The 25,360-nt window shown below is 67.2% G+C and carries 22 protein-coding genes; 11 read left to right on the top strand and 11 right to left on the bottom strand.

From position 1 onward, the window contains the following. Positions 1–34: 34 nt before the first annotated feature. Together IBX22_RS36565 and IBX22_RS36560 are read right to left on the bottom strand one after the other, a co-directional pair. On the bottom strand, positions 35–1,219 hold the full coding sequence (locus IBX22_RS36565; RefSeq protein WP_194820406.1) for an NAD(P)/FAD-dependent oxidoreductase: 1,185 nt from the start codon (positions 1,217–1,219) through the stop codon (positions 35–37). Between the two features lie 113 nt (positions 1,220–1,332). Then, positions 1,333–2,028, bottom strand: coding sequence for an NAD(P)-dependent oxidoreductase (locus IBX22_RS36560; RefSeq protein ID WP_194820405.1), 696 nt, complete (start codon positions 2,026–2,028; stop codon positions 1,333–1,335). Positions 2,029–2,124: 96 nt separating this feature from the next. Between IBX22_RS36560 and IBX22_RS36555 the strand changes: the two genes are divergently transcribed. The 5 genes from IBX22_RS36555 to IBX22_RS36535 all read left to right on the top strand — a co-directional run bounded on the left by IBX22_RS36555 (position 2,125) and on the right by IBX22_RS36535 (position 6,418). Then, complete coding sequence (locus tag IBX22_RS36555) at positions 2,125–2,598, top strand: MarR family winged helix-turn-helix transcriptional regulator (protein WP_194820404.1); 474 nt, start codon at positions 2,125–2,127, stop codon at positions 2,596–2,598. Between the two features lie 63 nt (positions 2,599–2,661). After that, on the top strand, positions 2,662–4,194 hold the full coding sequence (locus IBX22_RS36550) for a multicopper oxidase family protein (protein ID WP_194820403.1): 1,533 nt from the start codon (positions 2,662–2,664) through the stop codon (positions 4,192–4,194). 90 nt (positions 4,195–4,284) lie between these two features. Beyond that, the gene (locus tag IBX22_RS36545; RefSeq protein WP_194820402.1) at positions 4,285–5,013 is read left to right on the top strand and encodes an ABC transporter ATP-binding protein; all 729 of its coding nucleotides are present in this window, start codon (positions 4,285–4,287) and stop codon (positions 5,011–5,013) included. Then, a complete protein-coding gene (locus IBX22_RS36540; protein ID WP_194820401.1) occupies positions 5,010–5,792 on the top strand; it encodes an ABC transporter permease in 783 nt (260 codons plus the stop codon). Before IBX22_RS36545 ends, IBX22_RS36540 begins: the two co-directional genes overlap by 4 nt. Further along, positions 5,789–6,418: a TetR family transcriptional regulator gene (locus IBX22_RS36535; RefSeq protein WP_194820400.1), complete on the top strand. Its 630-nt coding sequence runs from the start codon at positions 5,789–5,791 to the stop codon at positions 6,416–6,418. Before IBX22_RS36540 ends, IBX22_RS36535 begins: the two co-directional genes overlap by 4 nt. A 9-nt stretch (positions 6,419–6,427) precedes the next feature. On the opposite strand, the gene IBX22_RS36530 is transcribed toward IBX22_RS36535, so the two are convergent. Together IBX22_RS36530 and IBX22_RS36525 are read right to left on the bottom strand one after the other, a co-directional pair. Beyond that, complete coding sequence (locus tag IBX22_RS36530) at positions 6,428–6,661, bottom strand: Trm112 family protein (RefSeq protein WP_194820399.1); 234 nt, start codon at positions 6,659–6,661, stop codon at positions 6,428–6,430. Positions 6,662–6,671: 10 nt separating this feature from the next. Further along, positions 6,672–8,846, bottom strand: a complete 2,175-nt coding sequence (locus tag IBX22_RS36525; protein WP_309234945.1) for a hypothetical protein — start codon at positions 8,844–8,846, stop codon at positions 6,672–6,674. A gap of 220 nt (positions 8,847–9,066) precedes the next feature. Here IBX22_RS36525 and IBX22_RS36520 point away from each other — a divergent pair, with 220 nt between their 5' ends. Together IBX22_RS36520 and rffA are read left to right on the top strand one after the other, a co-directional pair. Then, the gene (locus tag IBX22_RS36520; protein WP_194820398.1) at positions 9,067–10,146 is read left to right on the top strand and encodes a glycosyltransferase; all 1,080 of its coding nucleotides are present in this window, start codon (positions 9,067–9,069) and stop codon (positions 10,144–10,146) included. Then, positions 10,133–11,275, top strand: coding sequence for a dTDP-4-amino-4,6-dideoxygalactose transaminase (gene rffA, locus IBX22_RS36515; protein WP_194820397.1), 1,143 nt, complete (start codon positions 10,133–10,135; stop codon positions 11,273–11,275). Before IBX22_RS36520 ends, rffA begins: the two co-directional genes overlap by 14 nt. Before the next feature lie 10 nt (positions 11,276–11,285). Here rffA and IBX22_RS36510 read toward each other — a convergent pair whose 3' ends face one another. The 7 genes from IBX22_RS36510 to IBX22_RS36480 all read right to left on the bottom strand — a co-directional run bounded on the left by IBX22_RS36510 (position 11,286) and on the right by IBX22_RS36480 (position 20,233). Then, on the bottom strand, positions 11,286–11,948 hold the full coding sequence (locus tag IBX22_RS36510) for an L-2-amino-thiazoline-4-carboxylic acid hydrolase (protein WP_194820396.1): 663 nt from the start codon (positions 11,946–11,948) through the stop codon (positions 11,286–11,288). 163 nt (positions 11,949–12,111) lie between these two features. Then, positions 12,112–12,711 (bottom strand): methionine biosynthesis protein MetW, encoded by a 600-nt coding sequence (locus IBX22_RS36505; protein ID WP_194820395.1) that lies wholly within the window; start codon positions 12,709–12,711, stop codon positions 12,112–12,114. Between the two features lie 133 nt (positions 12,712–12,844). Next, on the bottom strand, positions 12,845–13,369 hold the full coding sequence (locus IBX22_RS36500; protein WP_194820394.1) for a L,D-transpeptidase: 525 nt from the start codon (positions 13,367–13,369) through the stop codon (positions 12,845–12,847). 198 nt (positions 13,370–13,567) lie between these two features. Continuing rightward, positions 13,568–14,032 (bottom strand): GtrA family protein, encoded by a 465-nt coding sequence (locus IBX22_RS36495; RefSeq protein ID WP_194820393.1) that lies wholly within the window; start codon positions 14,030–14,032, stop codon positions 13,568–13,570. A 1-nt stretch (position 14,033) separates the two neighbouring features. Then, positions 14,034–16,265, bottom strand: coding sequence for a hypothetical protein (locus IBX22_RS36490; RefSeq protein ID WP_375540320.1), 2,232 nt, complete (start codon positions 16,263–16,265; stop codon positions 14,034–14,036). A 100-nt stretch (positions 16,266–16,365) separates the two neighbouring features. Beyond that, a complete protein-coding gene (locus IBX22_RS36485) occupies positions 16,366–19,287 on the bottom strand; it encodes an acyl-CoA synthetase (protein ID WP_309234943.1) in 2,922 nt (973 codons plus the stop codon). Between the two features lie 160 nt (positions 19,288–19,447). After that, a complete protein-coding gene (locus IBX22_RS36480; protein WP_194820392.1) occupies positions 19,448–20,233 on the bottom strand; it encodes a DUF4239 domain-containing protein in 786 nt (261 codons plus the stop codon). A 726-nt stretch (positions 20,234–20,959) separates the two neighbouring features. Between IBX22_RS36480 and IBX22_RS36475 the strand changes: the two genes are divergently transcribed. Genes IBX22_RS36475 through idi form a run of 4 tightly spaced genes read left to right on the top strand, consistent with a single transcriptional unit; the run spans position 20,960 to position 25,147 of the window. Further along, positions 20,960–22,366: a family 2B encapsulin nanocompartment shell protein gene (locus IBX22_RS36475; protein WP_194820391.1), complete on the top strand. Its 1,407-nt coding sequence runs from the start codon at positions 20,960–20,962 to the stop codon at positions 22,364–22,366. A gap of 16 nt (positions 22,367–22,382) precedes the next feature. After that, the gene (locus tag IBX22_RS36470; protein ID WP_194820390.1) at positions 22,383–23,720 is read left to right on the top strand and encodes a family 2 encapsulin nanocompartment cargo protein terpene cyclase; all 1,338 of its coding nucleotides are present in this window, start codon (positions 22,383–22,385) and stop codon (positions 23,718–23,720) included. A 6-nt stretch (positions 23,721–23,726) separates the two neighbouring features. Then, positions 23,727–24,593 carry a geranyl diphosphate 2-C-methyltransferase gene (locus IBX22_RS36465; protein ID WP_194820389.1) on the top strand — a complete coding sequence of 289 codons (867 nt, stop codon included), beginning with the start codon at positions 23,727–23,729 and terminating at the stop codon, positions 24,591–24,593. After that, the gene (gene idi / locus IBX22_RS36460) at positions 24,590–25,147 is read left to right on the top strand and encodes an isopentenyl-diphosphate Delta-isomerase (RefSeq protein WP_309234942.1); all 558 of its coding nucleotides are present in this window, start codon (positions 24,590–24,592) and stop codon (positions 25,145–25,147) included. Before IBX22_RS36465 ends, idi begins: the two co-directional genes overlap by 4 nt. The last annotated feature ends 213 nt before the right edge of the window (positions 25,148–25,360 follow it).

Here is a 25,360-nt window from a genome sequence, read left to right as displayed (position 1 = left end):
CGCCGGGCGGTGTCCGGCGGGCTATCCGAGATCCTCACGCGGTGGCACGAGTCGCCTTGCCGCCCTTGGACATCTGCACCGACACGGTCATCTTCTGGCTCATCTTGAACGCGAAAGGCGGCGAGCTGCTGACGCTTTCCTTGTACATGACGGCCGCGCGCCCGGTCAGGTGGAACCGGCCCGGGGTGTCGTCGGCCTTGGTGAACTGGATGACCGCGTCCTTGCGACCCAGGCTGACCGGCTGGTGGAAGTAGCCGAATCGGAAGGGGTGCACCGGCTTTCCGCGCAGCCGGCGGGCGATGGTGTCGGCGGTGTAGGCGGCGGTGGGCAGCCCGGACTGGCAGGTGCCGTGGATCTGGCCCCAAGCCTGGCGGACCGCGGCGGCGTCGCCGACGGCGCAGATGTTCGGGTGCGAGACCGAGCGCAGGGTCGGATCGACCACGATCAGGCCGCGGGGATCGGTGTCGATACCCGCCTCGGCGGCCAGTGGCGAGACCCGCACGCCGGTGGTCCACAGCGTCAGGTCGGCCGAAATCAGTTCGCCGCCTGCGAGTTCCACCGCGTCCGGCAGCACCTTGGTGACGTGGCGGCCGATCTGCCGGACGATGCCCAGCCGGTCCAGTGCCTTGTTGAGGTAGGCGCGGGCCTTGTCGCCCATCATCGCTCCCGGTTCGCCGCTGCTGATCAGGGTGACGGTCAATCCCGGGTGCTGCTCGGCGATTTCGGTCGCGGCCTCGATGCCGGTCAGCCCGCCGCCGCAGACCGCGACGGTCCCGCCGCCGGCTTCGACAACCTTCAGCTGCTCGGCGAAACGGTGCGCCGTGCGCGGATCGTTCAGGGTCCAGGCGTGATCGGCGGCGCCGGGCACCTTGGTGGTGTCGGTGTTGCTGCCGAGGGCGTAGATCAGTTCGTCGTAGTGCAGGGTGGCGGTCCCGTCGACGAAGACGCGTTGCGCTTGCGGGTCGATGGAAGTGGCCCAGCCCTGGACGAATTCGACGCCCGAGCCGGCGAGGATGGCGGGGATGTTGTGGTTGGTCAGCTCCTGGCCGGCGGCGACCTGGTGCATGCGCAGCCGCTCGGTGAACCGGTCGGAGGGGTTCACCAGGGTGATCTTCACATCGAGCTTGCGGGTGCGGCGGGCCAGCCGGACCGCGGCCAGCATGCCGGTGTAGCCCGCGCCGAGAACGACGATCTGGTGGGTGGTGTTGTTGGTGCTCATGGCGGTTGCTCCCGATGACGTCTTGGTTGGTGACGACCATGGGACAGATGACCGGCCCCGGACGTGACACATCCAAAAGTGACCTGCGTCACATCCGTGCGGCCGGGATTGTTTCAGTGCTTGCCGAGGGCTTCGCTGCGGAGCAGCTGCAGCATGCTGGGATTGTCGGTGGTGGTGACCACGCCGACGATCTTGCGCACGAACGACCCTTCCTCCGCCAGCCGCAACAGGCTCGCCGCCAAGTCGATTCGCGCGGTGAACCGACTGTCCGCGTGCCCTTCCACCATCGTGTAGTCCGTGACCGCGGGCAGCTCGTACAACCCGCTCGGGCGCACGATGGTCCACTCCAGATCAGTGGCGGCGATCAGCGCTTCCATCCGGCGCATGTCGTCGTAGAGCGTCTTGCCCATGACCCGCGCGACATAGGGCTGCAGCACCCGGTTGAAGAAGAATCCGGCATCGGGATAAGGCTGCGGGTCGACCGCGCTGGAGGAAACCACCGCGAGCCGCCGCGCCCCATGCCGGTGCATGGCGGCGACGATGTTCGCGGCTCCGACGGAGTATGTCTTGATTGCCTCCTTGCCGAACGGCACGCCGAGGGTGGACAGCACCACGTCCGCGCCCGCGACCGCCGTATCGACCGAATCACTGTGCAGCACATCGCCTTCGAAGACGGTGAGCCGATCGTGCACGAGCGAGAACTCGGCCGGTTTGCGGGTGACTGCGACGACGTCGTGGCCCGCGTCGAGGGCTTGGCCGGTCAGCAGACGGCCGGTGGGTCCGTTGGCTCCGAAAACGATGATCCGCATGACTTCCTCCAGATGAAGCGGTATGCCTCCGACGCCCTTCGATCGGGGCGTCGTATCATATGAGAACCATAACATCTAATTTGAAAGTCATACAATATGAGTGACGTAGGGAACAGGAAACGTGCCGCCAACTCCGTCAAGGAGTCGCTGCGCGAGCTGAATACGCAACTGGCCCTGCTGAATCGGCAGTTCGGCTCGAAGCTGGAGCTCAAGGACGCGGACTGGAACTGCCTGGATCTGATCAACCGGCACGGGCCGATGAGCCCGGGCGCGCTGGCGAAGCTGGCGGGCCTGCATCCGGCGACGATGACGGGCGTGCTGGATCGCCTGCAACGAGGCGGGTGGATCACGCGCGAACGCGACCCAGCGGCCGCCGACCGTCGCGCGGTCACGGTGCGCGCGGTGCGTGACCGCAATCCGGAGCTGTATCGCGTGCTGTCCGGCATGAACACCCGCATGGACGCGCTGTGCGAGCAGTACACCCCGGAGCAGCTCGAGCTGATCGCCGATTTCCTGCGCCGCACCACAACCGCGGGCCACGACGCGGCCGAGGAGCTCACTCAGGGGTAGACCAGGGGCGAAATGGGGTCGCTCCCCGATGCCTGAGACGGACCTGATTCCTACCGTCAGTGCATGTCTTCGGTTTCGAATACCCCAGCCCGGCCGCGCTGGGTGCGACGGGTGCTCCTGAGTGTGGTCGCGCTGGTCGTGCTGGTGCCCGCCCTGATCGGCGGCTGCTTCGCCTGGGTGTACACCGGCGCCGCCGTATCCACGGTCGGGACAACGGATTTCCGTAATCAGCTGGCGATACCGCCGCTGGCCGAAGGCACGCTCGGACCGGACGGCCGCCGCGTGTTCGAGCTCGAAATGCGTTCCGGGCAAAAGGCATTCCGGCCCGGAAAGACCACCGAGACCTGGGGGTTCAACGGCGACTACCTGGGACCGACGCTACGGGCGCGCCGCGGCGAACGAGTCGAGGTCACAGTGCGCAACGAATTGCCCGAGGCCTCGACCGTGCACTGGCACGGCATGCATCTGCCCGCGGCAATGGACGGCGGGCCACATCAGATGGTCGACGCGGGCGCCACGTGGACGCCGAAGTGGACCGTGGATCAGCCCGCCGCGACGCTCTGGTACCACCCGCATCCACACGGCAAGACCGAACAGCATGTGCGGCGGGGGCTGGCCGGGATGTTCCTGATCGATGACGAGAACTCCGAATCACTGTCGCTGCCAAGGAATTACGGCGTTGATGATCTGCCGGTGATCGTGCAGGACGTGAAGTTCGACGGCGCCGGTTTCGACAACTCGCACAAGATATTCCGCAATGCCGGGTTCCTCGGCGAGCAGATTCTGGTCAACGGCACGCTCGCGCCCTACCGCGAGGTCGGCGACGAGCTGGTGCGGTTGCGGCTGCTCAACGCCTCCACCGCGCGGACCTACAACTTCGGATTCAGCGACAATCGCACCTTCGCGCTGATCGGAACCGACGGGGGTCTGGTGCCGCGCCCGATCACGCTGGATCGATTGCAGCTCTCCCCCGGTGAGCGTGCGGAGATCGTGGTGCGGATGCGGGCCGGAGAGCGAACGGTGTTGCGCAGCAACAGACTCGACGCCGGGTTCGACTTCTGGAATCAGCGTTTCTCCGGCGGGGACGACCGGTTCGATATCCTCGAACTGCGGGCGGCCGCGACCCTGCGGCCCGCCCCGGAACTGCCGAATGCGCTCGCCACGCTGTCGGTTCCGGATGGTTCGGATGCGGTGCGCGAGCGGCAGTTCGACCTGAACCTGGCGGGAATCAACAACGTTCCGATGGCGATGGACCGGATCGATCTCACCGTCACCCGGGGCAGCACCGAGATCTGGGTGGTGCGCAACGCCGACGGGATGCCGCACAACTTCCACGTCCACGATGTGCAGTTCCGGGTGCTCTCGGTGAACGGCGCGGCACCGCCGGCGCAGCTGACGGGGGCCAAGGACACGGTATTCGTGGCGCCGAACAGCACGGTGCGGCTGGCGCTGCGGTTCGACGGACCGGCCGATCCGGATACGCCGTACATGTATCACTGTCATCTGCTGTGGCACGAGGACCAGGGCATGATGGGGCAGTTTGTGGTCGTCGAGCCTGGTCAGACCGCGGGGACGGTACATCGGCACGGTCATTGAGTCTTGCGTTCGGGTCGGTGCCGCGCTAAATTCATCACATAGTGAATTCAACGCTCGATGAAATGAGCGCACCGAGGAATCGAGGCGACCATGTCGCAAACCTCAGCACCCGCCGTCGAGGTCCGGGATCTGACCGTCCGGCGCGGTAAACGCGAAGTCCTGCACCAGATTTCGATGACGGTTCCGCGCGGGTCGATCACCGGCCTGCTGGGTCCGTCCGGCTGCGGGAAGACCACGCTGATGCGCGCCGTCGTGGGCACCCAGATCGTGGAATCCGGGGACGTGCAGGCGCTGGGCCTGCCCGCCGGGGCGCCGCAGCTGCGTCGCCGGATCGGGTACGTCACCCAATCCCCCAGCATCTACTCCGACATCAGCGTGCGCGAGAACGTCGCCTACTACGCCGCGCTCTACGGCCGCGATCGCGACGCCGTCGACTCCGCGATCGACGCGGTCGGCCTCGGCGAGCACGCCCAGCAGCGCGGCGACGAACTCTCCGGCGGCCAGAAGACCCGCGCGTCGCTGGCGTGCGCGCTGGTGGCGCAACCGGACCTGCTGATCCTCGACGAACCGACCGTCGGCCTGGATCCGGTCCTGCGCGTGGACCTGTGGAAGCAGTTCCGCGAATTAGCCGCCGGCGGAACGACTTTGCTGGTGTCGAGCCACGTGATGGACGAGGCCGACCATTGCGACCGGCTGCTGCTGATGCGCGACGGTCACGTGCTCTGCGAGTCGACCCCCGACGAACTGCGCGAGCGCACCGGCGAGCAGAACCTCGAGCGCGCCTTCCTGACCCTCATCACGATGGGACCACCCGCATGACTACCACCCTCGAGCGGCCGCGCCCCACGCTGCGGCCGTATCTCGCGACGACAGAACGCATTCTGCGGCAGTTGCGCAACGATCACCGCACCGTCGCCATGATTCTCGTGGTGCCCGCACTGCTGATGACGCTGCTGTACTTCATCTACGAGGAAGCCCCGCACGCGCCGCACGGCCCGACGCTGTTCGACAAGGTCGGCATCAGCATGCTCGGCATCCTGCCGTTCATCGTGATGTTCCTGATCACCGCGATCGCCATGCAGCGCGAACGCACCTCGGGCACCCTCGAAAGACTGCTCACCACACCGCTTTCCAAGCTCGACCTGCTGGCCGGGTACGGCACCGCGTTCTCGCTGGCCGCCGCCGCGCAGGCCGGGGTCGCATGCCTGGTGTCCTTCGGGTTGCTCGGGCTCGACGCCGCCGGCAATCCGTGGTGGGTGGTGCTGATCGCGATGGTCGACGCCGTGTGCGGTGTGGCGCTCGGGCTGCTGGCAAGTGCGTTCGCGCGCACCGAGTTCCAGGCGGTGCAGTTCATGCCGGTGGTGGTCGCGCCGCAGATCTTCCTGTGCGGCTTGCTGGTTCCGCGCAACCAGCTGCCGGACTGGCTGGAGCCGATCAGCAACGTGATGCCCCTGAGCTACGCCGTCGATGCGCTACAAGAGGTTTCGCGTTATCCCGAGGCGACCGGACAGATGTGGCGCGACTTGGCGGTGGTGGCCGGGTTCGCGGTCGTCGCCCTGTGCCTGGGCGCCGCGACGCTGCGGCGGCGCACCGCATGACGTCCAAAGAGACCGAGGCGCAGGCGCGTAACGGACGGTCCGGGCGCAGGCCCGGACAATCCGGTGCGCGCGAGGCGATTCTGGCGGCGGCACGGACGCGGTTCTCCGAGGTCGGCTTCGACAAGACCTCGATCCGCGCTGTCGCCACCGACGCCGGGGTCGATCCGGCGTTGGTGCATCACTACTTCGGGACCAAGCAGAAGTTGTTCGCGGCCGTGGTCGAGTTCCCCGTGGATCCGGAGGTGACCCTTGCCGCCGTGGAGGCCGCGCCGCTGGATCAACTCGGGGAGACGATTCTGCGGGTGGTCGCCACGGTGTGGGATTCCCCGGCCGGTCCGGGTCTGATCGCGGCATTGCGCACGCTACTCGGTGGCGGCGAACCCGAACTCGCGCGCACCTTCCTGCTCGAGGTGGTGACCGAGCGGGTGCGCTTGCGCATCGCGACACCCGAGGACGACGGTCGCGTGCGGATCTCGCTGGCCATCTCGCAGGTGATCGGGGTGCTGGTGGCGCGCAAGATCGTCGGGGTGGAGCCGCTGGCGTCCATGCCGATTCCCGAGCTGGTGGCGACGGTGGGGCCGACGTTGCAGCGGTATCTCACCGGCGAGATCGAGCACGCCGGGTAGCGCTGAGATTCAGGCCGAGGTGTGCTGGCCGGTGAAGGTCTCGTGCTCGGCGTCGGTGGCATCGCGGGCCTCGTCGACGAGCAGCACCGGGATGCCGTTCTCGATCGGGTAGGCGCGGCGCAGGCGCGGGTTGTAGAGCAGGGATTCGCCGCCGCCCGCACGGACCAGCAGCAGCGGGCCCTTGTCCTGCGGGCAGGCCAGCAGGCTCAGCAGGGTGGCGTCCAATGCGGTTTCCTCTGGCATGACCGAAAACTTACCCGACGTCCCGGGCGGCGCGTTCGGGCTCCCGCTCTTCGCGGCGGCGTTCCCGGAGATACATCCATTGCAGTAGTCCCACTCCGGCCAACCCGGCCAACGCGGACGCTACGCCGATCTTCCAGCCCGGCGGACGCCAGGTCACCACCAGCTCGTGGCCATTGGTGCCAGCGGGGACATCAACGGCGACAAAGGATTTCGCTACTACCGAAATCGGCAGCGGGCGGCCGTCGAGGGTGGCCCGATAACCCGGCCAGCCCAGGCGCGCGAACACCACGCGGCCACCGTCGGGCGCGGTGACCCGGACCCGGCTGGTGGTGGCGGTCTCCGAAATCGAGGTCGCCGTCCCGGCGTCGATGTCGGCGACGCGGCCGTTCTCGGTGGAGATGGGGCCGTTCTCGCGCTCCAGCACCAGGATGTACTTCTCGTGGCCGGGGTAGTCGGCCCACTTCCAGCCCGCCGGCGCCGACTTGTCCCGCACATCGGTGAACAGCGCGCGCTGCAGCACCACCCGATCCAGCTTCATCAGGTCGACCAGCGGGCGTCCGGTGGATTCCTCCGGCGCGAACAACCGCCGGTAGGCGTCGGGGCAGACGCTGGAATCCCAGCGCATACACAGCAGTTCCCCGAAGTAGAAGTGGCCTGTCGGGGTGTATCCGTTGACGTAGCTCAGGTCCAAAGACTTGGCGTAGTTGCCGAAAACCAAGGACGCGTAGGCCCCGTCGAGACTCTTGTCGGCGGACTGCACCAGGCCACGTTCGGCGAGCTGAATGGTGTTGCCGGGGAAATCCGGGAACGCGGCCTTGGCCTCGGAACGGTTGGTCGGGTAGTTGTACGACATCGGTGTCGGCTGGGCGGCTTCGACCTGCCAGAACGCGATCGGGAACATGGCGGCGATGGTCAGCGCGCACACCGCGGCCACACCCCGGTTCCGGCCGAGCCACACCGCGGCCGCGACCAGCGCCGCCACCAGGAGCACCGCGAGCAGATGCCGGATGAAGTTGTGCGGGTCCGCGGAGAACGAGCGCAGCCACAGCGCCGCGATCAGCACACCCGCGGCAATACCGCGGGTCCGCAAACTCGACAGGGTCCCGTAGCGCGACACCAGTACGCACACCAGCACCAGCAGGCCGATGGCCAGCATCGGCAGCAGCCGCACCGGCCAGCGCAGCGGCCCGATGGTGCCGGGCCCGGCGCTCCACATCAGCACCATCCCCACGAACAGCGCCACCGCGGACAGTTCCCGCCAGGACTCCCGGGCCCGGTCCCAGTCGATGAACGCCAGCGCCGGAATCAGGAACCACGCGATATAGGTGACCGGCAGCGGCTGCACATAACCCCACCAGGAGGTGAACGCGGGCAGCGTGCTGGGCAGGCTGGCGTTCAGCGACTCCGACCACGGGATGGTCAGGAACTGGTCGTTGATCACCGCGGAGGTGCCGCGCCAGGTCACCTTGGCCGACAGGATGCTGGGCAGGAAGGTCAGCAGACCCGCCAGCCCCGCGCAGCCCGACACCGCGACCAGCTTGGGCAGGTTGCGCCATTTGCGCTGGTACAGGAGCTCGCCGACGGCGACCGCGGCCAGCATCAGCACGGCCTCGACGGCGGGGAAGATGTACTGGGTGCTGATGGTCAGATAGAGGAAGACGAAAACCGGGATCGGCCCGGATTGTCCGCGCACGTAGCGCACTGCCGACGCCCACGCGTGCACCAGCCACGCGGTGCCGGTCAGCGCGGTCATCCAGCTGGCCTGATCGAAGAACAGGAAGAACCCCGAAAGCGGGAACGCCACACCCGCGACCGCCGACCACCACGGCTTCGCGCCGTAGGCCAGGCAGATCCGGTACACGCCGAGCGCGGCGATGATGGCGAAGATCAGCTTCACGACGGTCGCGTAGAGCGCCATGTTGTCCACCGACGGCGCGAGCAGATCGATCAGCAGTTGCGGCGGGTTGAACAGCCCCGCGTCGTCCATCGTGTTGTTGCCCGACATCCAGCGTTCGGGCACCAGCACCGGGAACTCGCCCTTGCGTAGCGATTCGCCGAGGCCGATCCACAGGCCGGTGTACTGGGATTCGGTGTCGTCGGTGTAGAAATGCCGGGCATTGGCCAGCAGCACCGTGAGGTAACCGAGCACGACGCCGAGCGAGGTGAGGACACCCCAGCGGAACACGTCACCGCGCAGGAAACCCGAGCGGCCGGTGGCCGGTTCTGCCTCGTGAGTATCGAGCTCGGGGGCGGGAACCTGGTCCTCCGAGGCCGAGGCCACTGCACTGTCCGTCACGAGTTCCGTACCCTACCGTGCAGGGCTCACGAGCGGCGAAAGCCTCGAACTCGCACCGTGTTAGAGTTCGGCCGCTGGCATGCACCGATAGCGAAAGTCGATTCAGCTGATGCCGATTCTCCCGGAGCACAATGGCGATGGCGGCCGTCCGGGTACGGACCGGCCGCACACTGTGTCGGTGGTCGTGCCGATCTATCGGGGCGAGCACACCATCGGCGATCTGGTCGCCCAACTGCATCCGATGACCCAGCCCAGCACCAGTCCCGGCGGCGCCTCCTATGTCATCGACGAGATCGTGCTCGTGCACGACCACGGCCCGGACCGTTCCGATGTGGTGCTGCAGGAACTGGAACAGACCTACGAGCAGGTCCGCGTCATCTGGCTCAGCCGCAACTACGGCCAGGACGCCGCGACCATCGCCGGCATGTCCGCCGCACGCGCCGACTGGATCGTCACCATGGACGAGGACGGCCAGCACGATCCCGCCGCCATCGGCGCCTTCCTGGACGCGGCGCTGAACGAGCGCGCCGACCTGGTCTATTCGAAGCCGAGCAACACCCGCCCGCACGGTTTCCTGCGCAACATCACCTCGCGCGGCGCGAAGATCGTGCTGGCCACGGTGTTCGCGTTCCCCGATTCCACCCGTTTCGAAAGCTTCCGGCTGATCCGCGGCGATATCGGCCGCCAGCTCGCCGGGGTCGCCTCCAACGGCGTGTACCTGGATGTGGCGCTGACCTGGGTGGTCGGCACCGTCGCGCAGGTGCCGGTGGCGTTGCGCGCCGAGGGCCGGGAGGAATCCGGCTACAACTATCGGCGGCTGTTCTCGCTGTTCTGGAAGATGGTGCTGTGCAGCGGAACCCGCGGTCTGCGCCTGGTGAGCCTGCTCGGTGTCACCCTCGCGCTGATCGGTGTCGCGCTGGCCGCCGTCTTCGCCTTCGAGGCGCTCACCAGGGACAATTGGGCGCCCGAGGGCTGGACCTCGCTGATGGTGGTGCTGTTGCTCGTCTCCGGCGCGATCCTGTTCTCCCTCGGCCTGATCGCCGAGTATCTCGGTGTGGCCTTGCACGTGCTGGTAGGCAAACCCCTGTATCTGACGGTAGATTCGCCGACACCGCGCCCCGCAGCTGTGACCGCGCGGGAATTGTCCAGCACTGTCGCCAGTAGGGGGAACGATCGTGTCGAGCACTGACCGCGTCATCTTCAGCCGGCCCTACCGCGCGCGCCGGGAACTGGCGAATCTGGAAACGGTCCTGGCCTCCGACCACAGCCACGGCGACGGGCAGTTCACCGCCGCCGCGACCGCGAAACTCAAGGCGATCACCGAGGCCCCGCACGCGCTGCTGACCACCTCGTGCACGTCCGCGCTCGAAATGGCCGGGCTGCTGCTCGAACTCGGGCCCGACGACGAAGTGATCGTGCCCAGTTTCGCGTTCACCTCGACCGCGACCTCGATGGCGCTGCGCGGAGCGACCTGTGTGTTCGCCGATATCGATATCGAGACCGGCAACCTGGATCCGGCGTCGGTCGCCGCCGCGGTGACGCCGCGCACCAAAGCCGTGGTCGTCATCCACTACGGCGGTGTCGCCGCCGACATGGCCGGATTGCTCGCCGTCGCACAGCAATACGGGCTGGCGATCGTCGAGGACAACGCGCACGGTCTGGGCGGCAGCTGGCAGGGCCGCAAGCTCGGCACCATCGGCGCGCTGGGCACCCTGAGTTTCCACGACACCAAGAACGTGCACTGCGGCGAGGGCGGCGCGCTGCTGCTCACCGACGAGATCCTGATGGCGCGCGCGGAGATCATCCGGGAGAAGGGCACCGACCGGGCCCGCTTCCTGCGCGGCGCGGTGGACAAGTACTCCTGGCAGGACATCGGGTCCAGCTATCTGCCCAGCGAATTGAACGCGGCCGTGCTGGACGCGCAGCTCGACGAGTTCGAGACCATCCAGGCCGGACGGCACCGGGTGTGGAACGCCTACGCCGCCGCGCTGCCGGAGTGGGCCGCGCGCAACGACGTCCGGCTGATGACGGTGCCCGCCGATCGCGAGCACACCGCACACCTGTACTACCTGCGCACCCCCACCGAGGAACGCCGTGACGACCTGATCGCGTATCTGCGCGAGCGCGGCATCGTGGCGCCGTTCCACTATGTGCCGCTGGATTCCAGCCCGGCCGGATTGAAGCTGGGCCGCACCCCTGCGCCGTGTGTGCGCAGCGCCGAGTTCTCCTCGACCGTGGTGCGTCTGCCGCTGTGGCCGGATCTGGCCACAGCGCAGATCGCGCGAGTCGTGGACGCGATCACCGCGTTCACGATCTAGCACGCACTCCTCAGGTGCGCTCGAAGTAGAACGGGCAGTGCGAACCGCCGAGCCCGATCGTGGTGGCGCGGTCGAACCGGAAACGGTGGGCAGGCGGGTCGATCGCACCGATCCAGTTCGCGTCGAACTCGCACATCACCGGTGTCAGCTCCGGCGCCGAATGTGCCACCAGCACTTCGTGATAGAAGCAGCGGACGATGTCCACGTGATAGCGGTGCTCGTCGTCGGCCGGGCGGGCGAAGGTGAAGCCCGCGCCGAAAGCCTGCTCCTCCCGGACCTTGGAGACCGCGACCATGGCCGCGAAAGGGTCTTCGGCGGTGTCGAGCATCGCCAGGGTGCTTTCTCGGACGAGGTCACCGAGTGGTTCCACGAAGGCGGCGCGGACCAGGGCTATCGCCTCGTCCCGGCCGAGACGCGACCGCAATGCGCGGTAGGCGACCACGAGCGCCAGTGTCATCCGCAGGTTGTATCGGGCCGGTTCGTCCACGATGCGATCCGCGTTCGCCGCTTCCAATTCCTTTAGCTGCGAGCGCATCTCGGCGACCAGATCAGCTGGGAGGTCGGGCCGGGCCGCAGCGATGTGGTCGAAGAAGCCGTCAACGATGGCCGTTGAGTCTGTTTCGGGATCGGGCGTGTAATCGTCTCCGGCGAGGCCGAATTGGTCGGTGTGCATTTCTGTCCTTTCGAGACGGAGTCCGGTCCCGAAGTACAGCTGTGCCGTGCATGAGGGCCAGCCGTGCTCGAAGCCGAACGAGCACGCCAGCACGCTCCACCGACCTACCTGGCGCTGACGATATTTGGTTGTCTTGACTACCCGAGAATGCCACAGATGTGGGCTAGGCGGACAGTACGTAAAGCTTCTCGCGACCGCCCGCGATGACTTCGCTGCGCACGATGCGCGATGCGTAGCGGGAGAAGAACTCGTCGAGGGTGTCCTCGGTGAACCGGTGTGCCTGCGCGCCGGTGCCCGCGTTGGTGAACCGCTGGCCGATGGCCGCGAGCAGACGGTTCTCGCTGGTCGCGAGATTGCGGATCGGCTCGGCGATGATCACCTGGGTGCGGGCGGCGGCGAGCATCCGGTCGACCACGTCGGCCGGATCCGGCAAGAAGTGGTACAGGCTGGCCTGCATGATCACGTAGTCGGCTGCGGGCAGTGGGGCTTCCGATTGCAGGTTCCACACCATCCCCCGGCCGCCCGCTTTGGTGAGGTCGGCGATGAAGCCGTCGTTGAGGTCCAAGCCCGTGTAGTCGACCGGCTTGTGCCGCAGATACCGGGTGTAGAGCGTCGCGGGCCCGCAGCAGACGTCGGCGACACTGGCCCCGGCCGGAATCAAGCCGGCGACCGCGCGATAGCGGGCGGCGTAGTACCGGCCGTACAGTCCGCGCATCAGCACCTCGTAGAGGGTGCGGTTGCGGTAGATGAGGCTGGTGCTCACGAAAAAACCCCTGGACAGTCGTCGGACATCGGCTGCGGCATCGGTGACAACTATGCCAGGTGAATCCGGTTGGTCCGCACCGAGATCCGGCCCGCTCGAATCTCGAGACGGGCCGGATCAGCGCGCGAGCGGGTTATTCGATGACTTCGATGATGTCGCCGGGGTTCACGTGGTGGTAGAGGTTCTCGGCGCCCTCGGGAACCATCCGGATACAGCCGTGCGACTGTTCCTCGATCGGCCCGATGTGGGTGGCGATGTCGCCGTTGAAGAAGACGGCCCACTTCATCGGCACATGATGCATGGTGCTCCAGTGGTCCTCGCGTTTGAACGCGACCTTGAATACTCCCGGCGGGGTCTCATAGCCGGGCCTGCCGTGCGAGATCGGCGTCGGACCGTAGGTCACCCGGCCGTCCTCCATCAACCAGGCCTCGTTCATGGACTTGCTCATGCAGACCTTCGCGCCGGGCGCTGTGCACGGCGCGACCACCGGCGGAGCCAGCGGTGGCGGAACGATGGCCGGTACGCCCGGTAAGTCAGGGCCGCCGGGCCAGAGCGGATCGGCGTGTGCCGTCGGCGCCGTGAGAATTCCGGCTGCGGCGATGCCCGCTATCAGGGCGTATCCGGCCGATGCTCTTCGTACACGAGTGCTGCTCATCATCACGCCGACCTCCTGGCCTTGCCGCCGCGTCCGCGCCGCGAGCGGCATCTATGGCGGTGCAGGGCCACTGGCTCGACCCCGCACGCCGGGGTTGATCGAAACAGTCGAGATGTTGACGATCCTTACCGACGCGCAGTATCACGGTCAACGCCTCTTGCGAGGGCGTAACCGTTCTGTTGTCGGGCAAACCAGCCGTGCTCAGGCGGCGTCGGGCTCCGGGGCGGGCTTGCGGCGGAACGAGATGTGGCGATGACCGAAGAAACTCAGCACCGCGACCAGGCCCATCACCACGACCGCCGAGGGAATGTCGGGCAGATGCAGCACCGACACCGCCACCTGCAACAGCACCATGTTCATCAGCAGCCCACCGGAATTCACGCCGCAGAAGGCGAGGAAGTCGCGCAGCAGGTGGCCGCGGACCCGGAACACCAGGGTGCGGTGCAGCACGAAGGCGATCACGATGCTGACCGCGTAGGCCGCGGCGGGCGCGAGGGCGGCGGGCACCCGGTCGCCGAAGATCTTCAGCCACATCACCGTCAGCGCCATGCCGAGCCCGGTGTTGACGATGCCGACCATCGCGAACGCGACTTCCTGGCGCCGCACCAGTCGCAGCAGAGGCCCCGGATCGGGGTCTGTCGCGATCGTGTTCACCGCTCCAGTCATATCAGATCGCGCCTACCGGCTCCGGCTCGGCCGCCTTGGGCTGCCGCGGTTCTTCGGGCTCGTTCTGCTCGCGTCGCTTGCCGCGCAGGTAGATCCACTGCAGCAGGGCGACGTCGAGGAGTGCGAAGAGGGCGGCGGCCGCGCCGATCGGCCAGCCCGGCGGGCTCCACGACAGCACCAGCTCGGCGTCCTTGGCGCCCGCTGGAATGTGCACGGCGGCAAAGGTTTTCCCGATCTGCTCGACCGGGACCTCGGTGCCGTTCAGGGTGGCCTCGTAGCCGGGCCAAGCCAGGCGCGCGAATACGACCTGGCCGCCCGTCTCAGAGCTGACCCGGACTCGGCTCTCGGTGTCGGACTCCGACTTCGAGGTGGCGGTGGCGCCGGCGACCGCGGAGATGCGGCCGTTCTTGTCCGAGATCGGTCCGTCGACGCGTTCGAGCACGTCGATGTATTTCTCGTGGCCGGGGTAGTCGACGAACTTCCACCCGACGGGCGCGGGCTGGTTGCGGGCGTCGGGATACAGCGCCTTCTGCAGCACCACCCGGTCGATGTTCATCAGGTCGATGATGGCCTTGCCGGTGCTCGGTTCGGGCGCGAAGGCGCGACGGTAGGCGTCGGGGCAGACGCTGGTGTCCCAGCGCATGCACAGCGTTTCGCCGAACCAGAAGTGACCGTTCGGGGTGTAACCGCTGACGTAGGTCTTCTCCAGGTTCTTGGCGTAGTTGCCGAACACCAGCGACCCATACGCGCCGTCGAGGCTCCGCTCCTCCGGCGGGATCAGCGCGCGGTCGCCCAGTTGCAGCGTGGTGCCCGCGAACTCAGGGAACGCGGCCTTCATCTCCGAGCGGTTCTCGGGCAGGTTCCAGCCCAGCGGCGTCGGCTGCGCGTGCTGCACCTGCCAGAACGCGATCGGCGCGACCGAGATCAGCACCAACGCGGCCGCCGCGGACAAGCCACGGTTGCGGCCGAGCCATACCGCGCCCGCGCCGAGCACCAGCACGACGAGGACGGCGGCCAGATGCCAGATCAGCTGGTTCGGCGCGGCGGAATACGAACGTACTAACAGCAATCCGACCAGCAGCGCGGCCACGGCGGCCCGGTTGCGCCACTCTCGCGCGGTCGCGAAACGACCGAGCAGCACGCACACCAGGATCAGCAGGCCCAGCGCCACCATCGGCAGTACCCGGGCAGGCCAGCGCAGCGGGCCGATGGTGCCGGGCCCGGCGGTCCAGAACAGCACCAGCGTCGTGAACAGCACAGGCGCGGTGAGTTCGCGGACGTGCATGCGGGCCCGGCGCCAGTCGACGAAAGCCAGTCCCGGAATCAGGAACCAGGCGATGTAGACGACCGGCATCGGCTGCACGTAACCCCACCAGGAGTTGAACGCGGGCAACGTACTCGGCAGGCTCGCGTTCATCGATTCCGACCACGGCACGGTGAGCAGCTGATCGTTGTTGATCTGCGCGGTACCGCGCCAGGTCGACTTCGCCGACAGCGCGCTCGGCAGATAGGTGGCCAGCCCGGCCAGTGCCGCGCACGCCGCCACCGTGGCCAGCCGCAGCGACGGCAGCCACTGCTTCTGATAAACCCACTCGCCGATGGCGACCGCGGCGATCATGATGGCGGCTTCGACCGCCGGGAAGACGTACTGCACCGAGATGGCCAGGTACAGGAAAACGAAGGTCGGGATCGGGCCGCTCTGACCGCGGGCGTAGCGCACACCCGAAGCCCACGCGTGCACCATCCAGGCGGTGCCGGTGAGCGCGGTCCACCAGGTCGAGGAATCGAAGAACAGCATCCAGCCGGTGAACGGCATACAGACACCGGCGACGGCCGCCCACGGCGCTTTCGCCCCGTACACCAGGCAGACCCGGTACACACCGAGCGCCAGAATGATCGCGAAGATCAGCTTGACGACAGTCGCGTACACCGCGAGGTTCGGCACCGACGGCGCGATGAAATCGATCAGCAGCTGCGGCGGATTCAGCAGGCCCGCTTCCTCGATGGTGTAGTTACCCGCCATCCAGTGCTCGGGCACCATCGTCGGCAGCGTGCCCTCGCGCAGCCACCGGCCCAGCATCACCCACAGTGGGGCGTACTGGGATTCGGTGTCGTCGGTATAGAAATGCCGGACGTTGGCCAGCAGCACCGCGATATAGCCCGCGACTACGCCGAGGGCGGTTATGCCGCCCCACTTGTACACCGCTCGCGGATCGCGAGTTCCACTGTCCACCACGAGTTCCAGACCCTACACGGCTGTATCGGATTTGCGCCGCTCACTCCGCCCTTAGGTGGTTACGCGCAGCTGCCCGCGGACGCACCGAAAGGCTCGTTCAGTCGGTCAGGATCTCGTAGGCGTCGGTTTCCGGGTTGTACCACCAGGTGTCCGGCCCTGGCTGCGGGCGACCGGCCGCTTGCACGGCACGGGTGGACGGGCGGTAGGACGAGCTGCGCGGAATCTCGTCGACAACGTAGACGATGTCCGGACGCTGCTCCGGGTCGAGCGCGCGCAGCCCCTCGGTGACGTCCTTGTGGTCCAGCCGCATCCCGTCACGGACGCTGACTGCGGCCACCGCCAGGCACCGGTCGGCGATCTGCAACCCGTAGGCGACCTCCATGTCGACCGCGGCGATGTCGTTGAGCGCGTCCACGATCGGCTGGGTGTACACCGGACCGCGACCGGTCTGGATCACCGTGTCCTTGCGGTCGACCAGCCAGTAGTCGCCGTCGCTGTCACGGCGGAACAGGTTTTCGGTCGGCATCCAGGAGTCGCCGCGGCTGAACACGCCGCGCAGGCCGCCCGCCGAAATGTCGATGTGCTCGGAGGCTTTGCCGATGAGCAGGCCCACCTCGTTGTCGGCGCAGCGCCGGGCGAACCCGGACTCGTCGTTGAGGACCCGCCCGGTCACCGGATCGAAGGCGACGAGTTCGACCTTGGCGGTCCCCGGCACCGGGCGGCCCTTGCAACCGGCCTTCGCGCCGGTCACGTTGGCCAGCACCACATCGCCCTCGATGGAGGCATAGAACTCGAGCACGCGCGCGGGCGCGAACTGCTCGGTCGTGCGCCGCCACAGACCCGCGGGCATGCCGGAACCGATGAACAAGCGGATCGGGTGGGAATGGCCCACCGGGAAGACTTCCGCGTCGAGGATGTCGCGCAGCATGGTCCAGGTGTAGGTCACCACGGTGACGCCGTAGCGGTGCACCTCCTCGGCGAAACGCGCCGGATCGAGCGAGCGGGCCAGCGCGATCCGGCTGCCGCCCGCGATCGCGCCACCCAGGCTGACCAGCAGACCCGACGAATGATGCAGCGGCGCAAGGCAGTACACGGTGTCGTTGCGGTCCAGGTCGGCCGCGCTGGCGGTGCCGAAGGCCGACAGCGCCCACCGATGGTTGCTGATGTACTTGGTTTCCAGGCGGTCGCCGGTGCCGGTGACCAGCACGAACGCGAGCTCGCGTGCCAAGCCCGGATCCGGTCGGTACCAAGCGGGCAGCCGCACCTGGGCCGGGTCGATCTGCTCGAGGTCGACCACCTGGTCGCTCACCGGCAGATCCAGCTGACGCGCGTCGCCGCCGCCGAGCACCAGCACTTGGATGCCGGTGGCCGCGGCCTGCCGCAGGTTGTCCGGGTCCGAGACCAGCGTGGTGATGCCGGTGAGTTCGATGGCGCGGTCGAGTTCACTGCCCGGGGCGAGCAGTACCGCCACCGCGCCGAGCCGGGAGAGCGCCGCGATCGTGGCCAGGGCGCTGGGCCGGGTTTCCATCAGCACACCGACCCGGTCGGCGGGCCGGATGCCGACGGAGATGAGGCCGCGCACCACATTGTTGATGCGGGTGTCCACCGCCGCGTTGCTGTGCACGCGGTCGTCGAACAGGAACAGTTCGCGCAGCGGCGCGCGGCGGGCCTGCTCGGCGAGCAAGCGGCCCAGCGAGATTCGGGTGTTCGGCTGGATCATGCCGAGGCGGGCCAGGCGGGGCAGTGCGCGTGCGGCCTCACCGGCCAGCTCGATGGAACCGCGCACGGTGTTGCCCGCGACCCCTTCCAGGGCTTTGCCGACGCCCGCGCCGGCCTCGGCGAGGCTGGCCACGGTGTGCACCATCCGGGTCGCCGCGGTGCGCGGGCCCGTGGTCGGCACGTGCTCGGCCATCCGGAAGATCTCGTCGGGCAGCGCCTTGTCGCGATCCATCCAATCGATCCACTGCCGCACCAGCGGCCAGGTGTGATTGGTCGCCGTGCTGCCCGCCACCAGACCGAAATGCCCGGCCACCAGGGTCGCCTCGTACACCTCGGCGTTCGGCGCGGCCCGCACGATGCCGCGCACCGCCGCGGGCTGGCCGATGTCGTCGACCTCGCCGACGAAGGCCAGGATCGGCATCTTCAGCTCCGCCAGCGAAATCGGCTGATCGCGAATCACGAAGCCGCCCAGCATCATCCGATTGTGCACGACGAACTGCCGGAGCAGATCCGCGGCCGCCGGGCCCGCGTAGCCGACCCAGCCGTCGTTGTTGAGGAAGCGTCGCTGACGTTCCTTGGGCAGCAACGCTTCCCGGTCGTGCAGCTGGCGCAGGAAATCGACGCGCGCCTTGGCCGTCTTCACCGGATCCAGCATCTGGAAACCGAAACGCACCATGGAATCGGTGATCGGCAGGCGGGTCACGACATGGTCGGCCAGGAAATCGGCGACCTCGCGGACCAGTCCGTAGGGCAGCCCGAACGGCATGCCCGCGACCACGTCGACCGGGCTGCCGAAGGTGACGATGCTGGCCACGCCCTTGCCGTAGCGGAAGGCCGCGGTCTGGTAGGCGAACATGCCGCCCTGCGAGTAACCCATCAGGTGCACGTTCGAGCCGGTCGCCTCGTACACCGTGTCGATGGCGCTGCTGACCGCCAGCACGTGATCGGCGAGATCGCGTTCCCAGCCGCCCTCCTCGGAGGCGGGCGAGCCGAAATCGACCACCCAGCAGTCGACTCCGCCGCGATGCAGGATCCCGACCGCGCCGTCCTCGGCGTTCACATCCCAGATGTCGGCATTGACCATCAACGGCGGCACCAGCAGTGCCACCGGCCGGCCCGGAGTGGTGTCGTCGGGGAAGTAGCGCCGCAGCCGATACATCCGCCGGCGCTCGACCACCTCGAACGGGGACGACTCGACGTCATGGGTGAGCCCGCCGAAACGGATCACCTCGAGACCGTTCTGCGCGGTCGCCATCAACCGCTGCACCGATCCCACCACGTCTTTCGAACTGAACTTCACGATTGCTCCTGGCCCTACCCTGCACGCATGCCACGCACTCCGGCGTGACGCACCGGCGAGATGGTCTCGCCGGCCCCCAAAGACGCACGCCGTCTATGTGTTGCCAAGAGCTTCCCACATCGGGTGACCCCTATGTGGCGGCTGTGACAGGTTGCATGACTCAGCGGCCCATCACGTTGGCGTACATGCTCTCGAACGGCTGCGGGCTCACGCTCAGCTCGCCGCGGAACGGATAGTCCATCGCCGCGATGAGAAACAGCATCGTTCCGAGGAAGAAGGCGAACAAGCCACCAAGCAGCAAATGCGCGCCGCGTTTGAGACTGAACAGGCACAGCAGGACCAGGTTGATCGCGGCGCCGACCAGGATGACCCACCACAGCACGTCCGGGATGCCGCCCTGACTGGCGTTGATCCGATGCCGGCGGTCGGAGTCGAAGCGGGCGAACTGTTCGATCGTCGCCGCGTGCACGATCTCCTCAGCCTTGGTTTCGGGCTGGAACGCCAGCAAGTGCCCCTGGAAGCGGGTGACCAGCGCGGTGCCGCCCATCGGCTCCTCCCCGGCGCGCAGTTTCGGGAAGACGACGGTCAGCACGTCCTGGGTGTAGTCGACGAGATCGTTCTGCAGCACCGCGCGCTGCGGCTCCGGGTAGGCGGCCACCTCGCGGTAGAGCGTGCCGACCGCGGCGGCTTCGTCGGCGATCAAACCCTGTGCGTGGTCGTTGGACTCGTAGGTCGCGGCGGCGATCAGGCCGAGCAGCAAACCGTAGAACACCCCGCCGACGGTGAGCACCATGATGACGGTGTCGTTGTTGCCCGGCTCGGGTCCGAAGATCCGCCGCACCGTCGGACGGGCCAGCACGATGCCCGCGCAGGTGAGCAGAACCGGCACGCCGGTAATGATCAGGAACACCAGCCAGATAGGCAGACCGTAGATCCAAGTGAACATGAGCGGTAACCCTAGCTACCGTTTAGCAAACTTCCTGGCTGCGGCGCGATTCGTCCCAGGACGTTACCTGGCGTTGTCTCGATCGAGCACGTTTCGTTACCATCCGAATTCGATCTCGGCAATCTGCGAATTCCGCTGCGTACCTGCGGGTTCCCGCCCTATATTTCATGCCGTTCACACATGCCTTGCCGCGTAGATCGGCCGCCCATCGCCGATCCCGCAGGCTGCTCCAAGCCTGCCGTTCGACGTGAACCGTGCAACTCAGCACCACCGTTAAGCACTCGCTCCAACCGTCGCGCTCGCGCTGAGTCGCGCAACCGAACCGAATTGTTCAGTGGAGGAAGATGATTCACCTAAGCCGCACCGTCGGCCCGCAGTACCGACTATCGACGGCCCGCCGCCGCGCCGTACCCCGATCGTCGGCCGCACGCAGCCATCGCTGCCGGTCCGGACGGGCCAGTGGCTGGCACCTATCCCGCGCATCCTGAACCGCTGATCAGGATGCTTCCGCACCGCACGTCTGGAATGTCCGTCCCAGCGCGACATTCCGGACGTGCGGTTTTTTGTGTCCGCGGCAGTTGCCCGGATCGAGCGCATGTCGTAACCATCCAAAACGAATCACGGCATTCCGCCGTACGGCCGAGACCTTGCGTTTAACATCGGTGCATCTGAAACGCATTGTCGCGTAACTCAATTCGCTCGACCCGACTGATTTGAGGATGGCGCATGACTATCGAAGAGATGCCCGCCCACACCGAAGAACAGCGCAAGAGCCTCAGCACCACCGCAGCCCGTCAGCTGACGACCACCACCAAATCCGTACCGCAGATGCAGGCCATCAGTTCCCGATGGCTCACCCGCGCGCTGCCCTGGGTCCAGGTCAGCGGCGGCACCTACCGCGTCAACCGGCGCCTGACCCACACCGTCGGCGACGGCATCGTCACCTTCGCCATCGACGGCGGCAAGGCCCGGGCGATCCCCATGGAACTCAAGGAACTCCGTCAACTGCGCGGCCTCTCCGACGAGGACGCACTGGAGGAACTCGCGCGGCGCTTCGAGCAGCAGGACCTCGACCCCGGCACGGTGATCGCCGAATTCGGGAACCCGATGGACCAGATCGTGCTGATCGTGCACGGCAAGGTGAACAAGTACGGTACCGGGCAGTACGGCGAACAGACCAAGCTCGGGCAACTCGCCGACGGCGACCACTTCGGCGACTCCGCGCTCACCGACCCCTCGGCGATCTGGCCGGTCACGGTCAAAACCGTCACACCCACCACAGTTTTGACGCTGTCGCGAGCGGCCCTGGACCAAACCCTCAGCCGCGCGCCGGCGCTGCGCCGGCACCTGGAACAGGTCGCCTCCGAACCCGCGCTGCCGCAGAACAGAGCCGGTGAGGCGAATATCGAGATCGCTTCGGGGCACGCGGGCGAACCGGCGCTGCTCGGCACCTACGCCGACTACGACATCGCGCCCCGGGAATACGAACTCAGCCTGGCGCAGAGCGTGCTGCAGGTGCACTCACGGGTCGCCGACCTGTTCAACGACCCGATGAACCAGGTGGAACAGCAACTCCGGCTGACCATCGAGGCCCTCTATGAACGGCGCGAGCACGATCTGGTCAACAACCCGGACTTCGGCCTGCTGCACAACTGCGACCTGAAACAGCGGATCTACGCCGAATCCGGCCCGCCGACCCCCGATGACATGGACGACCTGCTGAGCATGCGGCGCAGCACCAAACTGTTTCTCGCACATCCGAAGGCGATCGCGGCGTTCGGCCGCGAATGCAGCAAGCGCGGGCTCTACCCCGATCCGGTGGAGGTGAACGGGCATCGCGTGCCGGCCTGGCGTGGCGTGCCGATCTATCCGTGCGGCAAGATTCCGGTCAGCGATACCCACACCACCTCGATTCTCGCCATGCGCACCGGCGAGCAGGACCAAGGGGTGATCGGGCTGCATCAGACCGGGATCCCCGACGAGTACGAGCCCAGCCTGAATGTGCGGTTCAAAGGCATCGATGATCAGTCGGTCATCTCGTATCTGGTGAGCTGCTACTACTCGGCGGCGGTGCTGGTACCGGATGCACTGGGGATGCTGGACAACGTCCTGGTCGCCCGGCAAGCCGACTGAGCCGGGGGGTGCTTCGATGTCGGTGCTCTCACGCGCCGGCGCGCCCGCTGCCACGCACGAGGTGGCGGCTGCCGTTGCCGCGCTCCTGAACAATCACCAGACCAGCGCTCCTGCCACACTGCTGCCCTTCTCGACACCGGAAGCTCCAGTCGCAGAATGCGATTCGAGTGCCACCGAATGCGCGGACCCGCCGCGGCTGCTCGGGCCGAGCGGACTGGGTGCGGCGGCGTTGCGGTTGCCTAGGCCCAAATCGGTAACCGCTCCCCCGCCACCGGTCACCGCCGACCCAGGGGCGCCCCAGCGAATACCACTGGGCCCCAACGGGTTAGGGGCCAGATCGACCGCCATCAAACCGAGTGGCGCACCGATTCCGCCGCTCTACTGCCCACCGCCGGTCCGCGACGATCCGGCGCTCGCCGCGGTCGTCAACGACGGCTTGATCGACTGGGCCGCTGAAATCGGTTTGTACGAAGGACGATTGGACGACCTAAGAGATGCCGGCTTCGGCCGGCTGATCATGCTCGCCCACCCCGATTGCGACGATGCCGATCGGCTGCTGGCCGCCGCCAAATGCGCGGTGTCCGAATGGTCCGTCGACGACTACTACTGCGAGGAAGGAGCCGACAACCGCGCACCCGACGGAACCCCGTCCAGCGCCGAGGCCGAACTCGGGCCACGACTCGAACTGGCCGCCGCCGCAATGGATCCCGTGCACCTACCGGCGGCCTACGCGCCGCGGCTGGAGCAGGCGATGCGGGCAGACCCGATCCTGCGCGCCTTCCGGACCAGTTTCGAGCACCTGTCCCGTTACGCAACCACCGCCCAGCTCGCCCGCCTGCGCACCGAAATCGCCGGCTGGTTCATCGCTTTGGGCGCGGAGGCTGGCTGGCGAACCGCGGGGCGAATGCCACCGGTCTGGGAGTACCTCACCAACCGCCAACCGCACAGCTTCCTGCCGTGCATGGCGCCCATCGATGTGGTCGGCGGCTATGAACTCCAAGCCGCCGAATACACCGACCCCCGGGTGCGGCGTGTGGTCACCACGGCCGCGCTGGCCAGTCAAATGGTGAACGACCTCTATTCGATGGCACGCGAAGACCGTTCCCAGGGACGGGAATTCAACCTGCCGACGGTCCTCGCCGCGGAGGAGAACTGCTCCCGGCGCGAAGCCGTCCTGCGGACCGCGATGATCCACGACGAACTGGTGCACCGCTTCGAAACTGAGGCCGCACCGCTGGCCGCCGCGGGCTCGGCCGAACTGCGCCGGTTCCTGACCGGCCTGTGGGCATGGATGGGCGGCAATCGCGCCTGGCATGCCGACAGCAAGCGTTACGACGTTACCGAGAGAGGATGATCCCGAATGACCATGCTCGACCCTGACGCAGTACTGCGCACCCGGTATCAGAAGTCGGTCGCCGAATACTGGAACAACAATCCCAACGACGATCGGGTCAACACCAAACTCGGCGAAGTCGACGGGCTCTATCACCACCACTACGGCATCGGCGAGCCCGACCTGTCGGTGCTCGAAGGACCGGAGGAGACACGGCAGCAGCGCATCGTCACCGACCTGCACCGCCTCGAAACCGCCCAGGCCGATCTCCTGCTCGACCATCTCGGCGACGTCCGACCCGGCGACCGGCTACTCGACGGCGGTTCCGGGCGCGGCGGCACCAGTTTCATGGCCAACCAGCGCTTCGGCTGCCAGGTCGACGGCGTCACCATCTCTCAATACCAGGTGGATTTCGCCAACGACCAGGCCCAGCAGCGCGGCGTCGAGGACAAAGTGCGGTTCCACTTCCGCAACATGCTCGAGACCGGCTTCGACAGCGCGTCCCGGCGCGGCATCTGGACCAACGAAACCACCATGTACGTCGACCTTTTCGAGCTGTTCGCGGAATTCTCCCGGCTGCTCGAACCCGGCGGGCGCTACGTCTGCATCACCGGTTGCTCCAACGACGTCACCGGTGGCCGCTCGTCCTCGGTCAGCTGGATCGACGCGCACTACGGCTGCATGATCCATCCGCGCGGCGAATACTTCCGCGCGCTCGCCGCCAACAACCTGGTGCCGATCAACGTCATCGATCTCACACCGGCCACGATCCCGTACTGGGAACTGCGCACCAAGTCCGAACTCGCGACCGGTGTGGAAAAACCGTTCCTGACCGCCTATCGGGAGGGGAGCTTCCAATACCTGCTGATCGCCGCCGATAAGGTGGGCCGGTGACCGATCACCAGGCTCGAGCACTGACCGACCGCGAAGCCCTGCCCGTCGAGCTCGTCGACGAGGCCGGGCGCGCGGTCGGCGCGTGCCCGGTGGCGGAGGCGCACACCGCGCCCGGGCGGCTGCATCGCGCGTTCTCGGTGCTGCTGTTCGACGAGACCGGGCGGGTGCTGTTGCAGCAGCGGGCGGCGGTGAAGACGCGGTTCCCGATGCTGTGGGCCAACACCTGTTGCGGGCATCCGGCGCCGGGTGAACCGGTCGAGGCGGCCGCGGCGGTGCGGCTCGCGGAGGAGCTCGGGCTGGCGACCACGCTCACCGAGGCGGGCGAGTTCGTCTATCAAGCGCTGGATCCGGCGACCGGGCGGGTGGAGTACGAGTGGGATCACGTGCTCGTCGGCACGCTCGTCGCGGGTGTGCCGCATCCGGATCCGGCGGAGGTCGCGGCGTTCGAGTGGGTGGCGCCCGAGGCGTTGCAGGCGGCGATGGCCGAGGATCCGGATAGCTACACGCCGTGGCTCGGGCCGGTGTTGAAGATCGCGAGCGAAGCGGGCGTCTGAGCCCCTCCCCTCAATGCTGTTCTACGACCCCAGCATTCAGCTAATTCTGGGCACTCTAAGGGAGGGCGCATCCAATGCATAGATGCGCATATCTAGGTAAAGGGATGTCTGTAACAACTGCACAGTCTCGTGCGACAACCACACTGTCCCGCCCAGGACGAACGCGTCACCCGCGTCGAGAACCTTGGGCAATTCACAGGTAGGCCACAGCGT

Origin of the sequence: Nocardia sp. XZ_19_385 (assembly GCF_015355755.1) — a bacterium.
Classification (GTDB): domain Bacteria; phylum Actinomycetota; class Actinomycetes; order Mycobacteriales; family Mycobacteriaceae; genus Nocardia.
The sequence above is the reverse complement of the archived record's forward strand: the minus strand, read 5'-3'. Positions and strand labels throughout refer to the sequence as shown.

Excerpts from the sequence above, each read along its gene's own strand:
- IBX22_RS36565 (WP_194820406.1), bottom strand. The coding sequence starts at position 1,219 with ATGAGCACCAACAACACCACCCACCAGATCGTCGTTCTCGGCGCGGGC.
- IBX22_RS36560 (WP_194820405.1), bottom strand. The coding sequence starts at position 2,028 with ATGCGGATCATCGTTTTCGGAGCCAACGGACCCACCGGCCGTCTGCTG.
- IBX22_RS36555 (WP_194820404.1), top strand. The coding sequence starts at position 2,125 with ATGAGTGACGTAGGGAACAGGAAACGTGCCGCCAACTCCGTCAAGGAG.
- IBX22_RS36550 (WP_194820403.1), top strand. The coding sequence starts at position 2,662 with ATGTCTTCGGTTTCGAATACCCCAGCCCGGCCGCGCTGGGTGCGACGG.
- IBX22_RS36545 (WP_194820402.1), top strand. The coding sequence starts at position 4,285 with ATGTCGCAAACCTCAGCACCCGCCGTCGAGGTCCGGGATCTGACCGTC.
- IBX22_RS36540 (WP_194820401.1), top strand. The coding sequence starts at position 5,010 with ATGACTACCACCCTCGAGCGGCCGCGCCCCACGCTGCGGCCGTATCTC.
- IBX22_RS36535 (WP_194820400.1), top strand. The coding sequence starts at position 5,789 with ATGACGTCCAAAGAGACCGAGGCGCAGGCGCGTAACGGACGGTCCGGG.
- IBX22_RS36530 (WP_194820399.1), bottom strand. The coding sequence starts at position 6,661 with ATGCCAGAGGAAACCGCATTGGACGCCACCCTGCTGAGCCTGCTGGCC.
- IBX22_RS36520 (WP_194820398.1), top strand. The coding sequence starts at position 9,067 with ATGCCGATTCTCCCGGAGCACAATGGCGATGGCGGCCGTCCGGGTACG.
- IBX22_RS36510 (WP_194820396.1), bottom strand. The coding sequence starts at position 11,948 with ATGCACACCGACCAATTCGGCCTCGCCGGAGACGATTACACGCCCGAT.
- IBX22_RS36500 (WP_194820394.1), bottom strand. The coding sequence starts at position 13,369 with ATGATGAGCAGCACTCGTGTACGAAGAGCATCGGCCGGATACGCCCTG.
- IBX22_RS36495 (WP_194820393.1), bottom strand. The coding sequence starts at position 14,032 with ATGACTGGAGCGGTGAACACGATCGCGACAGACCCCGATCCGGGGCCT.
- IBX22_RS36480 (WP_194820392.1), bottom strand. The coding sequence starts at position 20,233 with ATGTTCACTTGGATCTACGGTCTGCCTATCTGGCTGGTGTTCCTGATC.
- IBX22_RS36475 (WP_194820391.1), top strand. The coding sequence starts at position 20,960 with ATGACTATCGAAGAGATGCCCGCCCACACCGAAGAACAGCGCAAGAGC.
- IBX22_RS36470 (WP_194820390.1), top strand. The coding sequence starts at position 22,383 with ATGTCGGTGCTCTCACGCGCCGGCGCGCCCGCTGCCACGCACGAGGTG.
- IBX22_RS36465 (WP_194820389.1), top strand. The coding sequence starts at position 23,727 with ATGACCATGCTCGACCCTGACGCAGTACTGCGCACCCGGTATCAGAAG.